Raw genomic sequence first — 14,100 nt, 5'->3', positions numbered from 1 at the left:
CCGCATGACCTCCGTGACTGACGACCTGCCGCTGGCGGCGGATTTTCCCAAGGCCACGCCTGAGGACTGGCGCAAGCTGGTCGACGGCGTGCTGAAGGGCGCGCCGTTCGAGAAGCTGGTCGGCAAGACCTATGACGGCATCAAGATCGAGCCGCTCTATCCGCGCGCGAAGGGCGTTGTGCCGGTGATGGGCCGACCGCCGGCTGCGCCGTGGCAGATCGTGCAGCGGATCGACCATCCCGATGCGGCGCTCGCGAACGCGCAGGCGCTGCAGGATCTGGAGAACGGTGCGAGCGGGCTTGCGCTGGTGTTTGCCGGCGCCAATGGCGCGCGCGGGTTCGGCCTGGAACCGTCGGCCGAGGCGGTGGCAAAGATCCTGAAAGACATTCACCTCGACGCCGGCATCGGCATCGAGCTCGAGATCGGACCGCAATCGCGGATGGCCGCGATCCATGTCGCGGAATATGTGAAGAGCAACGGCCTCGATCCCGGCGCCTGCAACATCCGCTTCGGGCTCGACCCGCTCGCGGCGGGCGCGGTGTGGGGCCACAGCCCCTATACCTGGGACGAAGTTGCCCCTGCGATTACGGGCGCCATCAAGGGCCTCGCCGGGCTCGGCTTCAAGGGGCCGTTCGCCTCCGCCGACGGCCGCGTGATCCATGATGCCGGCGGCTCGGAGGTGCAGGAGCTCGCATTCGTGCTCGCCTGCGGCCTCGCTTACCTGCGCGCGATCGAAGGCGCGGGCATTCCGCTGGAAGCCGCGCAGGACATGGTCTATGCGCGGCTCGCCGCCGATGCCGACCAATTCCTGACCATGGCCAAGTTCCGCGCCCTGCGGCTGCTATGGGCGCGCATCGAGACCGCTTGCGGGCTGGCGCCGAAACCGCTGTTCATCGCGGCCGATACCGCCTGGCGCATGCTGACGCAACGCGATCCCTACGTGAACATGCTGCGCGCGACCATGGCGGCGTTCGCCGCGGGACTGGCCGGTGCCAATGCCATCACCGTGCTGCCGCATACGCTGGCGCTCGGCCTGCCCGATCCGTTCGCGCGGCGCGTGGCGCGTAACACGCAGCTTCTGCTGCTGGAAGAATGCAACCTCGCCAAGGTCAGCGATCCCGCGGCGGGGGCTGGCGGCATCGAGACGCTGACGGCGCAGCTGTGCGATGCCGCGTGGGCACTGTTCCAGGAGAGCGAGAGCGCCGGTGGCGCGTTCGCGGCGCTTCAGCAGGGTGTGTTCCAAAGCAAGGTCGCGGCCACGCGCAAGGCGCGCGAGGCCAATATCGCGAAGCGCAGGGACATACTGACCGGCGCCAGCGAGTTTCCGAACCTGCACGAGAGCGAAGCCACTGTCCTGAAGGCAGCGCCGATCGCGCTTCCGCCCTACGGCGAACAGACCTACAAGTTCGAGGCGCTGCCTCCGATCCGTCTCGCGGAACCGTTCGAGGCGCTGCGCGACAAATCCGACGCGAGTTTGAAGGCGCGGGGCGCACGGCCAAAGGTGTTCCTGGCCAATCTCGGCACGCCCGCCGATTTCACCGCGCGCGCAACGTTCGCGAAGAGCTTTTTTGAGGCGGGCGGCATTGAGGCCACAGGCAGCGAGGGCTTTGCCGATTCGGCCAAGCTGGCCGCGGCCTTCAAGGCCTCCGGCGCCGAGCTGGCCTGTCTGTGTTCCAGCGACAAGGGTTATGCGGAACACGCCGAGGCCGCGGCAAAGGCCCTGCAATTGGCCGGCGGGCGACATATCTACCTGGCGGGCCGGCCGGCCGAGGCCGAGGCGGCGCTGCGAGCCGCCGGCGTCACGGGCTTTGTCTTCGCCGGAGGCGATGCGCTTGCGGCACTGCAGGACGCCTACCGACGGATGGAACAGCGATGACCGACACCAGCAAACCCGTTCTCACCGGCGGCTGCCAATGCGGCGCCGTGCGATTTGCGGTCATGACGGCGCCGACCAGGATTTCGATCTGCCACTGCCGGATGTGCCAGAAGGCGAGCGGCGCGCCGTTCGCCTCTTTGGCCGACATCAACAAGACCGATTTCGCCTGGACCAAGGGCAAGCCGTCGTTCTTCCGCTCCTCCTCGATCGCCGATCGCGGCTATTGCGCCGCCTGCGGCACACCGCTGAGCTTCGGCCGCATCGACGGCGACCGGATCGAGATCATGACCGGTACCTTCGATCGCCCTGACCGGGTGGTGCCGACGCGGCAGTTCGGCATCGAATCCCGCCTCGGCTGGGTCGTCGGCATCGCCAATTTGCCGAGCCAGACAACGCAGCAGAATTACGGACCGGAGAAGATGGCGACCATCGTCAGCCATCAGCATCCGGATCATGATTGAGGCGGTCCATGTTTCAACTGCTCGGACAAGCGTTGCTCGGTCTGGCAGAATGGAAGACTGAAAAGCTGCTCGCATGGCTGCTCTGGGACGGGACCGGCCGAGTGACTCAGAGCCGCCTGGACGATCCCGTTTACAAGAAGAATGTGCAAAAGCTGATCGAGCGCAATCGCAGGTTTGAGGATTCCAAGGAATGACCCGCATTCCCAATTTCGCCGAGGTCGCTTTCGAGCGAGCTGCAACTGCCACCCCTGCCGGCAGCGCCGAACCGTGGCTGACGCCGGAGGGCATTCTGGTGAAGCCCGCTTATGGCGAGGCTGATCTGGCCGGGCTCGATTTTCTCGAGACCTATCCGGGCATCGCGCCGTACCTGCGCGGCCCCTACCCGACCATGTACGTCAACCAGCCCTGGACGGTCAGGCAATATGCCGGCTTCTCCACGGCGGAGGATTCCAACGCGTTCTATCGCCGCAATCTCGCGGCGGGGCAAAAGGGCCTCTCTGTCGCCTTCGACCTTGCCACTCACCGCGGCTATGACTCGGATCATCCGCGCGTCGGCGGCGATGTCGGCATGGCCGGCGTTGCCATCGATTCCATCTACGACATGCGCACGCTGTTTGCAGGGATTCCGCTCGACCAGATGAGCGTGTCCATGACCATGAACGGCGCGGTGCTGCCGATCCTCGCGCTCTATGTCGCCGCTGCCGAGGAACAGGGCGTGCCGCCGGAGAAGCTGTCGGGCACCATTCAGAATGACATTCTAAAAGAGTTCATGGTGCGCAACACCTACATCTATCCACCCGCGCCCTCGATGCGGATCATCTCTGATATCTTCGCGTACACCTCTCAAAAGATGCCGAAGTACAATTCGATCTCGATCTCCGGCTATCACATGCAGGAGGCCGGCGCGACGCAGGATCTCGAGCTCGCCTATACGCTGGCCGACGGCGTCGAATATTTGCGCGCCGGCCTTGCCGCAGGCCTCGACGTCGACCGCTTCGCGCCGCGCCTGTCGTTCTTCTGGGCGATCGGCATGAACTTCTTCATGGAGGTTGCCAAGCTGCGCGCGGCGCGCCTGCTTTGGGCGAAGCTGCTCAAGCCGTTCAATCCGAAAGACCCGCGCTCGCTGTCGCTGCGCACGCACAGCCAGACCTCGGGCTGGTCGCTGACCGCGCAGGACGTCTTCAACAACGTGATGCGTACTACGGTGGAAGCGATGGCGGCCACGCAAGGCCACACCCAATCGCTGCACACCAACGCGCTCGACGAGGCCTTGGCGTTGCCGACCGATTTCTCGGCGCGCATCGCCCGCAACACCCAGCTCTTCCTGCAGCAGGAGAGCGGCACCACCCGCATCATCGATCCCTGGGGCGGCTCGTATTATGTCGAGCGGCTCACGCGCGACCTCGCCGCCAAGGCCTGGGGCCACATCCAGGAGGTGGAGGAGCTCGGCGGCATGGCGAAGGCGATCGAGGCCGGCGTGCCGAAGCTGCGCATCGAGGAGGCCTCGGCCAAGACGCAGGCACGTATCGATGCCGGCAAGCAGGCGGTGATCGGCGTCAACAAGTACAAGCCAACCGACGAGGACAAAATCGAGATCCTGAAGGTCGACAACACCAATGTGCGCCGGCTTCAGATCGACAAGCTCAAGCGGCTGAAGGCCGAGCGCAACCAGCAGGAGGTCGATGCCGCCCTCGCCGCGCTGACGCGCTCGGCCGGCGAAGGCAACGGCAATCTGCTGGCGCTCGCGATCGATGCGGCACGCGCCAAGGCGACCGTCGGCGAGATCTCGGACGCGATGGAGAAGGTGTTCGGCCGGCACCGCGCCGAGATCAAATCCATCACCGGCGTCTACAAGCGGGAGGCGTCCAGCATGGGCACCCAGGTCGAGAAGGTTCAGGCGCTGATCGACGCCTTCGAGGAGGCCGAAGGCCGCCGCCCGCGCATCCTGGTCGCCAAGATCGGCCAGGACGGCCATGACCGCGGCCAGAAGGTGATCGCGTCGGCGTTCGCCGATATCGGCTTCGACGTCGACATCGGGCCGCTGTTTGCCACCGCCGACGAAGCCGCGCGGCAGGCGGTCGAGAATGACGTGCACATTCTCGGCGTCTCCTCGCTGGCCGCCGCCCACCTCACCGCTGTGCCGGAGCTGAAAGCCGCGCTGAAGAAGCAGGGCCGCGACGACATCATGATCATCGTCGGCGGCGTGGTGCCGCCGCAGGATTACGATGCGCTCTATGCCGCCGGCGCCGAGGCGATCTTCCCGCCCGGCACGGTGATCGCGGACGCCGCCGAGGAGCTGATCCGCAAGCTGAACGCCCGGCTGGGGCATAGCGAGGCGGCGGAGTAGATGATAGACTGGCCGTGTGACGGCCAGGTGTGTCCATGACGCGTGACGAAATCGTCGCTGCGATACGCAAGAACGCGGATGCCATCAGAGGCAAGGGCGTAGCAAAGCTTGCCATCTTCGGCTCGCGAGCCGGCAACGATTATCGGCCTGATAGCGATATCGACGTGCTCGTCGAGATCGAGCCGGACACCTCGTTTTCCCTGCTCAACTTGATCGATGTCGAGCACATCATCGAGGATGCGACTGGCTTGCAAGCACAGGCAACTGTTCGCCGCTCCATTTCTCCCCGCTTTGCGGAGCGGATCGCGGACGATATTGTCGAAATATTCTGACGCTCACGCAGGAGCACTAACCTTGAAGTTCATCGCCGGTTTGAGCGTCGCCCTGGCGCTGAGCGCAACATGTGCGTTTTCCGCCCACGCCGCCGATCCCAAACCCGATACGATCGTCAAGACCAAGAGCATCGAAGCGCGCGTCTTCCTCGGCGACAGGATCAAGGCGGATGCGGCGCTGGCGGCGGACTGCCTCGCGGAGGGCAAGAAGTGGCTCGACAAGAATGGCGCGGAAGCCGCTGCCGCGCACAAAGCGGACCCGCAGTTCTTCAAGGAGGGCGGCTGGGAGTTCGAGCGCAAATATGAAATCCGCTCCGTGGTTGCCGACCGGTATGTCAGCGTCCTGCGCAACGACTACATGAACACAGGCGGCGCGCATCCCAACTCGGACGTGAACACAATCCTGTGGGACAAGGCCGCGAACAAGCGCATCTCGATCCGCCCGTTCTTCACCGAGACCGCCGATGGCGGCCCCACTATGAAGGCGATGGTGAAGGCCATCATCGCTTCGATCAAGGACGAGAAAAAGAAGCGCGGCGCCGGAGAGACCGCGACCGACGAGTGGTTCAAGTCCGTGGAGCCGCGCCTCCTCAAGATCGGCGCGGTGACGCTCGGGCCCTCCACCGCGGCCGGCAAGAGCTCCGGCCTCACCTTCCACTATCCGCCCTATGCCGTCGGTCCCTACGCCGAGGGCGAGTATGTCGCCTTCGTGCCGTGGGAGACGCTGAGGCCTTACCTCACGGCCGAGGGCGCCCGCATCTTCGGCGGCGCGCGGCCCAAGGGCGACGCGGACGAGCCGTGAGCTCAGGCTAACGGGATCGCGGACGGGTTCGGGCCAGCGTCCGCGCGAGGGAATCCGTCCAATCGGGAATCCAGGAGGCAAACAACGCTTTCCAGCGCTCGGCGTCCGCAGGTTCAGTTTCGAGCGCAACCGACCATTCGATGAAGGTTCGGTTGCCCTCGATGATCGGACGCAGGTGCATGGTGCCTTGGTAGCGCGTCGGCGCCGGACTCGGGCCGCCGTCGTCTTGCGGATAGGGTATCGCTTCGAGACCGGCATAGGTCAGGCTGTGCTGGTCGTCCGAGTGACCGACCAGGCGCTGGCGGATCCAGTTTCCGAGATAGCAGAAGCGCCTGACGGCGCCGACTTCATCGCCGCGCCTGTTGTCTTCGATCTCGCTCTCGCTCACGCCGTCGATATAAGCGGGGTAGTTGTTGAAATCGCGGATCAGGGACCAGACGTCGTCGAGCGGGTGGTCCAGCACGGCGCTGTAATAGGCTTGGGTCATCGGTGGCTTGCCTTTGGTTTCGTTGCGCGCAGAGGTTGGCCAGGCGCGCGGACAAAACCCACCCGATTTCCGACCGCCCGTTCGAGGAGGCGTCTGCTTTCACACAACATGGCCTTCCGGTTGGTAGCGCTACCTTGCGGCGGCGACGCAAAGCCGACTAGAATGCCCGAGTTGACAAGAGCGCCCGGCATCACGGGCGCCGCTGGGAGGGATTCAATGTCCAAGATTTCACGCCGCACCTTTGCGGCTTCCACCGCCGCTATCGCGGCCTCCGCCGCTTTCGGCTTCAAGCCCGCACTTGCGCAAGCCTATCCGGCCCGGCCGGTCACCGTGATCGTGCCCTGGGGCGCCGGCGGCGGCACCGATGCCACCGCGCGCATCGTCGCAGCACTGCTGGAGAAAGACCTCGGCCAGCCCTTCAACGTGGTCAACCGCACCGGCGGCTCCGGCGTGGTCGGCCATAGCGCGATCGCGACCGCGCAGCCCGACGGCTACACCATCGGCATGCTGACCGTCGAAATCTCGATGATGCACTGGCAGGGCCTCACCGACCTGACGCCGAAGAGCTACACGCCGCTGGCGCTGATGAACGAGGATCCGCCCGGCATCCAGGTCTCCTCCTCCTCGCCCTACAAGACGGTCAAGGAGCTCGCCGACGCGATCAAGGCGGCGCCTCCGGGGAAGTTCAAGGCCTCCGGCACCGGCCAGGGCGGCATCTGGCATCTGGCGCTGGTCGGCTGGATGCAGGCGATGGGCCTGCCCGCCAACCAGGTCGCCTGGGTGCCGTCGAACGGCGCGGCACCCGCAATGCAGGATCTCGCGGCCGGCGGTGTCGATCTCACCACCTGCTCGGTGCCGGAAGCGCGCGCCATCATCGAGGCCGGCAAGGCCAGGAGCCTTGCCATCATGGCGCCCGCGCGCAATCCGGTGTTCAAGGACGTGCCGACGCTGAAGGAGGCCATGGGCATCGACTACGCAACCGGCGCCTGGCGCGGCATTGCGGGGCCGAAAAATCTGCCGCCGGAGATCGCAACCAAGCTCACCGCCGCGCTGAAGAAGGTCTACGACTCCGCCGAGTTCAAGGACTTCATGAGCAATCGCGGCTTCGGCACCGTGTGGGGCGATGCGGCCCATTTCGCGGGCTTCATGGACAAGGGCGACGCCCAAATGGGCGAGGCGATGAAGGCCGCGGGCCTGAGCAAGGCGTGATCCGCACCTGCGACGCCTTGATCGGGGTGCGAGGAACTCTCCGCGAGTCCATCTCTCACCTCCCCGGCGGAGACTCCCCCTCACCCCAACCCTCTCCCCGCAAGCGGGGAGAGGGAGCGCACCTCCTGTAGGACTCCCCTATGCGTCTTCCCGACTCCGTCACGGGATCGTTTCTCGTCGCGCTCGGCGCGGCTGCCGCCTATGGCGGCTACATTCTGCCGCCGGTGCCGGGGCAGCCGGTCGGCCCCAATGTATTTCCGCTGGTGATCGGCTGCGGCCTTGCACTGTGCGGGCTCGCGATCGTGTTCGGGATCGGCCGTTCCTTCGAGGAGGAGGAAGAGCTGGTCCCGTTCGAGGACGGCCAGGCGGCTGCCCCGCCGCCGCAGGGCAAGCTCTACGGCCTGCGCGCGCTGCTGCCGCCGGCGCTGCTGCTGTTCTACGTTCTTGCCGCCGACCGGCTCGGATTCATCATCACCGCGGCGATCATGGTCTACGTGACCTCGACCGCGCTCGGGGCGAAGTTGAAGCTGGCGCTGCCGCTCGCGATGCTCTCGCCGTTCTCCATTCATCTCATCTTCGGCAAGCTGCTCCGCGTGCCGCTGCCGGTTGGCCTGCTGCCGACGCCCTGGTGATCGATGTTGAAGACCCTGATTGATGCGTTCGCGCTGATCTCCACCTGGGAGGTCATCATCTCCATGTTCGCAGCCTCCGTGTATGGGCTGGTAATCGGCTCGCTGCCGGGCCTGTCGGCGACGATGGCAACCGCCCTGCTCGTCCCCGTCACCTTCTATCTGTCACCGATCGCGGCGATCGCGACCATCGTGGCGGCGTCCTCGATGGCGATCTTCTCCGGCGACATTCCCGGCGCGCTGCTGCGTATCCCGGGCACGCCCGCATCCGCGGCTTACGCGGATGAAGCCTACGCCATGACGCGCAAGGGCCAGGCCGAGCTCGCGCTAGGCGCCGGCGTCTGGTTCTCCGCGGTCGGCGGCATCGCCGGCGTGCTGTCGCTGATGATCCTGGCGCCGCCGCTCGCCGAGATCGCGTTGTCGTTCTCGACCTTCGAATATTTCTGGTTGGCGCTGCTCGGCCTGATGTGCGCCACCTTGGTGGCGCGTTCCTCGCCCGTCAAGGCGATCGCCGGCATGTTCATCGGCCTGCTCGTCGCCTGCATCGGCATCGAGAATCCCGGCGGCGTCCCGCGCTTCACCTTTGGGCTTACGGACCTGTTCGGCGGCATCGAGCCGATCCCGGCCCTCGTCGGCGTGTTCGCGGTGGCGCAGGTGATGCGCGCGATGCTGACGCCCGAGCCGCCGCCGCTGCCGCGGCGCAAATTCGGAAGCATCATGGCCGGCCAGTGGAAGCTGACCAAGCTCTATCGCTGGCAGATGACGCGCGGGAACATCGTCGGCATCATCATCGGTGTGCTGCCCGGCGCCGGCGCCGACATGGCCGCCTGGGTCTCCTATGCGATGTCGAAACGCTTCTCCAAGGAGCCGGAAAAGTTCGGCACCGGCCATGTCGAGGGCCTGGTCGAGGCCGGCGCCAGCAACAATGCCAGCATCGCCTCGGGCTGGGTGCCTTCGCTGCTGTTCGGCATCCCCGGCGACACCATCGCCGCGATTGCGATCGGCGTGCTCTACATGAAGGGGCTCAATCCCGGCCCGACGCTGTTCACCGAGAAGGCGTCGAGCATGTACGCGATCTATCTGATGTTCATCATCGCGAATATCCTGATGATCCCGCTCGGCATCGCCATGATCCGCGTCGCCACCTACATCCTGCTGGCACCACGCTCGGCCATCATGCCGATCATCATGCTGTGCTGCGCGGTCGGCTCGTTCGCGATCGGCAACAACATGTTCGGCGTCGTCACCGTCGCCGCTTTCGGCGTGATCGGCTATGTCATGGAGACGAACGGCTATCCCGTCGCCGCCATGGTGCTCGGCATCGTCATGGGCACCATGGTGGAGCAGGCTTTCGTCACCTCGCTGATCAAGTCGGACGGCAGCATTCTGCCGTTCTTCGAGCGTCCGGTCGCGGCCATCCTCGCCGCGATGGCGATCGGCGCGCTGCTCTGGCCGGTCATGGTGTGGATCTGGCGCAAGGTGAAACAGCCGCAGACCGCCGCGGCAACGACCCGGTGATATCGGGCGGGCGGGCCTCGCCTGCCCCGCCTCGCCGTTGTAAAGCAGAGGCATGACTGAGAAGAAGGCCTCGCTCGACATCAAATCCCTCGCCCGTGACGTACGCGCCGGCAGTCGTGCGGCCCTCGCCCGGGCCATCACGCTGGTGGAGAGCCGGCGCAGCGACCACCAGGCACTGGCGCGGGAGCTGGTGCAGATGCTGCTGCCCGACACCGGCAAGGCGTTTCGCGTCGGCATTACCGGTTCGCCCGGCGTCGGCAAATCCACCACGATCGATGCGCTGGGTACGTATCTGATCGATCAGGGCCACAAGGTCGCGGTGCTCGCGGTCGATCCGTCCTCGGCGCGCAGCGGCGGCTCGATTCTCGGCGACAAAACCCGGATGGCGCGGCTGTCGGCGTCTGGAGACGCCTTCATCCGCCCCTCGCCCTCCTCGGGCACGCTCGGCGGCGTCGCGGCGAAGACGCGCGAAGCGATGTTGCTATGCGAGGCCGCCGGCTTCGGCGTCGTGCTGGTGGAAACCGTCGGCATCGGCCAGTCGGAGACCGCCGTCTGCGACATGACCGACTTCTTCCTCGCCCTCATGCTGCCGGGCGGCGGCGACGAGCTGCAGGGCATCAAGAAGGGCCTGGTCGAGCTCGCCGACATGATCGCGATCAACAAGGCCGACGGCGACAATTTGAAGCGCGCCAAGATCACCGCGGCCGATTATCGCGGCGCGCTGCATATCTTGGCGCCGCGGTCCGAGCATTGGCATCCGCCGGTCGAGACCTATTCGGCGCTGACCGGCGACGGCATCGCAAAGATCTGGCAGAAGGTTCTGGATCACCGCAAGGCGATGAACGCGTCCGGCGATTTCGCCGCGCGGCGGCGCGAGCAGCAGGTGAAGTGGATGTGGTCGATGCTGGAGCAGCGCATGCTGGCACGGCTGCGCAGCGAGGCCTCGGTGCGGAGCAAGGTCCGAAAGATCGAGGCCGAGGTCGCCGATGGCCACCTCACGCCGGCGCTCGCCGCCGAGCAGATGCTGGAGTTGCTGCAATGAGCGACAAGCTCCGCATTCTTCTCACCGGCTTCGGTCCGTTTCCCGGCGCGCCCTACAATCCGACCCAGCCGCTGGTGGCGCGGCTGGCGCAATTGCGCCGGCCCGCGCTCGACGATGTCGCGCTCTCGAGCCACATTTTTCCGGTCACCTATGCCGCGGTCGACCGGCAATTACCCGACGTGCTCGCTGCGCAAAAGCCCGACGCGCTGCTGATGTTCGGCCTCGCCGCACGCACGCCTTACCTGCGTATCGAGACGCGGGCGCGCAACGCCGTCACCATGCTCTGGCCCGACGCCGCCAACACCCGCTCGACCAAGCGCGGCATCGCCGGCCATGCCGACGCGATGATGTTCGGCCCGCACACCGCAAGGCTGCTGCGCGCCGCGCGCCTCACCGGCATCGACGCGCGTGCCTCGCGCGACGCCGGCGCCTATCTCTGCAACTACTTGAGCTGGCGCGCGATCGAGCGCGTGAAGGCGGGCGGACCCAGGCTTGCGGCGTTCATCCACATTCCCCTGCTCGCACGCAGCGGCGGCGTGCGCCGCAAGGGCGCGGCCCGCATCACGCTGGAGGAGCTGGTGGATGCGGGGGAAGCGATGCTGATGGAGATGGTGCAGTTGGCGCGCAAGGCGCGGAACACGCCGGCCTCGTAGGGTGGGCAATGCGAAGCGTGCCCACGTCTTCTGTTACTGCCTCGGACAGGTCGTGGGCACGGCGCAAGCGCGCCTTTGCCCACCCTACGGCACCGTCTTTTGCGTAAACATTTAACCCTACCGCGAACAATCCTCACGGTCCTCGCCCTGCTGCGCTACGAAACCGCTGCGGACACCTCCCGCGTCCGCCGGAGGACGCGTCATGAACCTCAATCGCCGTCATCTCATCGGGGCTTCGACCGCCGGCATTGCCGGTGCGCTGGCCATGCCGGCCGATGCCGCGCGCGCCGCGCCGCTGACGTCGCTGCTCGGCCGCGATGCCACGCAATATGGTGTGCGGCCCGGCAGCAGCGAGGACCAGACCCGCGCGCTGCAGCGTGCCATCGACGAGGCCGCGCGGGCGCAATTGCCGCTCGCCTTGCCACCCGGCGTGTACCGGACCGGTCTGTTGCGGCTGCCGAACGGCGCGCAGCTGATCGGCGTGCGCGGCGCGACCAAGCTCGTCTTCACCGGCGGCGCCTCGGCGATCCAGAGCGACGGCTCCGATGCGATCGGCCTCACCGGCATCACCTTCGAGGGCGGCGGCATCCCGCTGCCGCCACGGCGCGGCCTGATCCACGTCCTCGGCGGGCGCGACGTGCGCATCAGCGAATGCGCTATCGCGAGCTCGGGCGGCAGCGGCATCTGGCTCGAGCAGGTCGCGGGCGACATCTCCGGAAACATCTTCAACGACATCGCGGTGACGGCGGTCGTGTCGTTCGACGCCAGGGGCCTCAGCGTCTGCCGCAACACGATTCTCGGCACCAACGACAACGGGATCGAGATCCTGCGCACCGCGATCGGGGATGACGGCACGCTGGTCGCCGACAACCGCATCGAGAACATCAAGGCCGGCCCCGGCGGCTCGGGCCAGTTCGGCAATGCCATCAACGCCTTTCGCGCCGGCAACGTGATCGTGCGAGGCAACCGCATCAGGAATTGCGACTATTCGGCGGTGCGCGGCAACTCGGCCTCGAACATCCACATCAGTGGCAACAGCGTCAGCGACGTGCGCGAGGTGGCGCTCTATTCCGAGTTCGCATTCGAGGCTGCAGTGATCGCCAACAACATTGTGGACGGCGCGGCCGTCGGCGTCTCGGTCTGCAATTTCAACGAGGGCGGCCGCATCGCAGTGGTCCAGGGCAACATCATCCGCAACCTGATCCCGAAGCGGCCGATCGGGACCGCGCCCGACGACGATGCCGGTGTCGGCATCTACATCGAGGCGGATTCTTCGGTGACCGGCAACGTGATCGAGAACGCGCCGTCCTACGGCATCGTCGCCGGCTGGGGCAAATATCTGCGCGACGTCGCGATCACGGGCAACGTGATCCGCAAGGCGCTGGCCGGCGTCGGCGTCTCCGTCGTGCCGGGTGCCGGCACCGCGCTGGTCAACAACAACATGATCTCCGAAACGCCGCGCGGCGCCGTGGTCGGCCTCGATCACGCCCGCGCGGTGACGTCGGATCTATCGGCCGACGGCGCACAACGTTTTGCGCAGCTGGTGGTCGGCGGCAATGCGGTGCGGCGCTAGAAGGCGTTCCGGAGCAGCGGGTACTTCGCTTCCAGGCCGTCGAGGCTGAAAGTGAATTCGACGACGCGCTCGGGGGCGGCGACGATTTCCTCGGCGGGCGGGGCGAACTGCGGCAGGAGCGCCGCCATCGCTGCGGGCGCGGTCTTCGGCGGCTTCGCGGCGGGCACGGGCGGCCTCACTTCCGGCGCGGCGAATGGCCGTGTTGCGGCCGGCTCCGCGAGCGACGATCTCACGGCAGGCGCAGTGAACGGTGCCTTCGCAGCGGGCGCCCTGAGCGGCGGCATCTCGGCAGGCGCGGTGAACGACGGCCAAGCTACGGGCATAGCAAGCGGCGCGATCGGGGCTTCGGTGATCTCCGCGAGCACGTCGGGCTTCGGATCGAGCCTGACCGGCGTGGTGGTCTCGGGGGCGATGTGAACGGCCTTTGGCTGCAAGGTCTTGGGCTGCATCGTTTGCGCCTGCTGCTCGCGCGGCGCCATGCGAGGCATCGTCGCCGGCGACCAACCGAATGCCGGCGTCACGCTCGCAGCCGCCTCGGCGACATCGCCGCCGGTCGCAAGCGCGCGCCAGGTCTGGACGGCGCGCTTGGCTTCCTGGATGTTTTCAAGGAAGGCAATTTCGGAATGATACCGGCGCCAGCGGCCGGTCTCGAACATCTCGGAGAGATGTTGCAGGCGCTGCTCGGCGAGAGCGCACCAGCGCGCTGCGATGTCGCGGCCGACGGCCACGGCATGAATTGACTCTTGGCGATGTGTCATGAACCAGCCCGTCAGGAGAAAACACGGACGCGGGGGACGCAACGCACACGAATCAATTTAGACGCGACAAGAATATTTTGTGGAAAAGTTTTGACTTGTCCAGCAACGACGCAACGCTCGTCGTCAAATACCGTAGTCGTGCGGTGATTTTCCGTGTTTTCGAGTCAAGCTTCGCACAAGCATGACGGAGTTGCGGCGGGACGCCCTCGCGGCGGCGACCGAAGCCACGGCGATCTTCAACTGCAAGATGAACGGATGTGAAGCTTCGAAAAATCGGACGCCAGATTCTTGTCTTGACGCGTTTTCTTCACGCGAACCGGCACCCACTTCGCTCGAAAACGCTCTGAAAAGAAGAGACCCGTCCGGGGGGACAACCGGACGGGTCGAGCCATATGGGCGCTTGGGGTGGATGG

The 14,100-nt window shown here is 66.2% G+C and carries 14 protein-coding genes; 12 read left to right on the top strand and 2 right to left on the bottom strand.

The window, feature by feature from the left end; all coding sequences use genetic code 11:
* Positions 1-4: 4 nt before the first annotated feature.
* Genes ACVWYQ_RS37350 through ACVWYQ_RS37325 form a run of 6 tightly spaced genes read left to right on the top strand, consistent with a single transcriptional unit; the run spans position 5 to position 5,818 of the window.
* Entirely contained in the window at positions 5-1,876 is a 1,872-nt protein-coding gene (locus ACVWYQ_RS37350) for a methylmalonyl-CoA mutase family protein (protein WP_271545244.1), read from the top strand.
* The gene (locus tag ACVWYQ_RS37345; protein WP_057027174.1) at positions 1,873-2,337 is read left to right on the top strand and encodes a GFA family protein; all 465 of its coding nucleotides are present in this window, start codon (positions 1,873-1,875) and stop codon (positions 2,335-2,337) included. The genes ACVWYQ_RS37350 and ACVWYQ_RS37345 overlap by 4 nt, the downstream gene beginning before the upstream one ends.
* 8 nt (positions 2,338-2,345) lie before the next feature.
* The gene (locus ACVWYQ_RS37340; protein ID WP_157281468.1) at positions 2,346-2,531 is read left to right on the top strand and encodes a hypothetical protein; all 186 of its coding nucleotides are present in this window, start codon (positions 2,346-2,348) and stop codon (positions 2,529-2,531) included.
* Entirely contained in the window at positions 2,528-4,684 is a 2,157-nt protein-coding gene (scpA, locus tag ACVWYQ_RS37335) for a methylmalonyl-CoA mutase (protein ID WP_271545245.1), read from the top strand. Before ACVWYQ_RS37340 ends, scpA begins: the two co-directional genes overlap by 4 nt.
* A 35-nt stretch (positions 4,685-4,719) precedes the next feature.
* The gene (locus tag ACVWYQ_RS37330; protein WP_109144401.1) at positions 4,720-5,016 is read left to right on the top strand and encodes a nucleotidyltransferase family protein; all 297 of its coding nucleotides are present in this window, start codon (positions 4,720-4,722) and stop codon (positions 5,014-5,016) included.
* 31 nt (positions 5,017-5,047) lie between these two features.
* Positions 5,048-5,818 (top strand): DUF3298 and DUF4163 domain-containing protein, encoded by a 771-nt coding sequence (locus ACVWYQ_RS37325; RefSeq protein WP_404546272.1) that lies wholly within the window; start codon positions 5,048-5,050, stop codon positions 5,816-5,818.
* 7 nt (positions 5,819-5,825) lie between these two features.
* Here the strand turns inward: ACVWYQ_RS37325 and ACVWYQ_RS37320 are convergent, their stop codons facing one another.
* Positions 5,826-6,305, bottom strand: coding sequence for an SRPBCC family protein (locus ACVWYQ_RS37320; RefSeq protein WP_271545247.1), 480 nt, complete (start codon positions 6,303-6,305; stop codon positions 5,826-5,828).
* 216 nt (positions 6,306-6,521) lie between these two features.
* Here ACVWYQ_RS37320 and ACVWYQ_RS37315 point away from each other — a divergent pair, with 216 nt between their 5' ends.
* From ACVWYQ_RS37315 to ACVWYQ_RS37290, 6 genes are all read left to right on the top strand, one after another.
* The gene (locus ACVWYQ_RS37315) at positions 6,522-7,514 is read left to right on the top strand and encodes a tripartite tricarboxylate transporter substrate binding protein (RefSeq protein WP_128262639.1); all 993 of its coding nucleotides are present in this window, start codon (positions 6,522-6,524) and stop codon (positions 7,512-7,514) included.
* Positions 7,515-7,654: 140 nt separating this feature from the next.
* Positions 7,655-8,146: a tripartite tricarboxylate transporter TctB family protein gene (locus tag ACVWYQ_RS37310; protein WP_456727072.1), complete on the top strand. Its 492-nt coding sequence runs from the start codon at positions 7,655-7,657 to the stop codon at positions 8,144-8,146.
* Between the two features lie 3 nt (positions 8,147-8,149).
* Positions 8,150-9,661 (top strand): tripartite tricarboxylate transporter permease, encoded by a 1,512-nt coding sequence (locus ACVWYQ_RS37305; protein WP_057027170.1) that lies wholly within the window; start codon positions 8,150-8,152, stop codon positions 9,659-9,661.
* Between the two features lie 52 nt (positions 9,662-9,713).
* Positions 9,714-10,703, top strand: coding sequence for a methylmalonyl Co-A mutase-associated GTPase MeaB (gene meaB, locus ACVWYQ_RS37300; protein WP_271545248.1), 990 nt, complete (start codon positions 9,714-9,716; stop codon positions 10,701-10,703).
* On the top strand, positions 10,700-11,356 hold the full coding sequence (locus ACVWYQ_RS37295; protein WP_271545249.1) for a pyroglutamyl-peptidase I: 657 nt from the start codon (positions 10,700-10,702) through the stop codon (positions 11,354-11,356). Before meaB ends, ACVWYQ_RS37295 begins: the two co-directional genes overlap by 4 nt.
* A gap of 202 nt (positions 11,357-11,558) precedes the next feature.
* Positions 11,559-12,929, top strand: coding sequence for a TIGR03808 family TAT-translocated repetitive protein (locus ACVWYQ_RS37290; protein ID WP_271545250.1), 1,371 nt, complete (start codon positions 11,559-11,561; stop codon positions 12,927-12,929).
* Here the strand turns inward: ACVWYQ_RS37290 and ACVWYQ_RS37285 are convergent.
* Positions 12,926-13,657, bottom strand: coding sequence for a TIGR03809 family protein (locus ACVWYQ_RS37285; protein WP_271545663.1), 732 nt, complete (start codon positions 13,655-13,657; stop codon positions 12,926-12,928). The genes ACVWYQ_RS37290 and ACVWYQ_RS37285 overlap by 4 nt on opposite strands.
* Positions 13,658-14,100: the final 443 nt, after the last annotated feature.

This window comes from Bradyrhizobium sp. USDA 3397 (assembly GCF_054060965.1).
Note: the sequence above shows the minus strand (reverse complement) of the source record. Positions and strands in the feature narration are given on the sequence as shown.

Coding starts and splice junctions, on each gene's coding strand:
- ACVWYQ_RS37315 (WP_128262639.1), top strand. CDS start 6,522: ATGTCCAAGATTTCACGCCGCACCTTTGCGGCTTCCACCGCCGCTATC.
- ACVWYQ_RS37290 (WP_271545250.1), top strand. CDS start 11,559: ATGAACCTCAATCGCCGTCATCTCATCGGGGCTTCGACCGCCGGCATT.
- ACVWYQ_RS37330 (WP_109144401.1), top strand. CDS start 4,720: ATGACGCGTGACGAAATCGTCGCTGCGATACGCAAGAACGCGGATGCC.
- ACVWYQ_RS37310 (WP_456727072.1), top strand. CDS start 7,655: ATGCGTCTTCCCGACTCCGTCACGGGATCGTTTCTCGTCGCGCTCGGC.
- ACVWYQ_RS37350 (WP_271545244.1), top strand. CDS start 5: ATGACCTCCGTGACTGACGACCTGCCGCTGGCGGCGGATTTTCCCAAG.
- ACVWYQ_RS37320 (WP_271545247.1), bottom strand. CDS start 6,305: ATGACCCAAGCCTATTACAGCGCCGTGCTGGACCACCCGCTCGACGAC.
- ACVWYQ_RS37340 (WP_157281468.1), top strand. CDS start 2,346: ATGTTTCAACTGCTCGGACAAGCGTTGCTCGGTCTGGCAGAATGGAAG.
- ACVWYQ_RS37295 (WP_271545249.1), top strand. CDS start 10,700: ATGAGCGACAAGCTCCGCATTCTTCTCACCGGCTTCGGTCCGTTTCCC.
- meaB (WP_271545248.1), top strand. CDS start 9,714: ATGACTGAGAAGAAGGCCTCGCTCGACATCAAATCCCTCGCCCGTGAC.
- scpA (WP_271545245.1), top strand. CDS start 2,528: ATGACCCGCATTCCCAATTTCGCCGAGGTCGCTTTCGAGCGAGCTGCA.
- ACVWYQ_RS37345 (WP_057027174.1), top strand. CDS start 1,873: ATGACCGACACCAGCAAACCCGTTCTCACCGGCGGCTGCCAATGCGGC.
- ACVWYQ_RS37305 (WP_057027170.1), top strand. CDS start 8,150: ATGTTGAAGACCCTGATTGATGCGTTCGCGCTGATCTCCACCTGGGAG.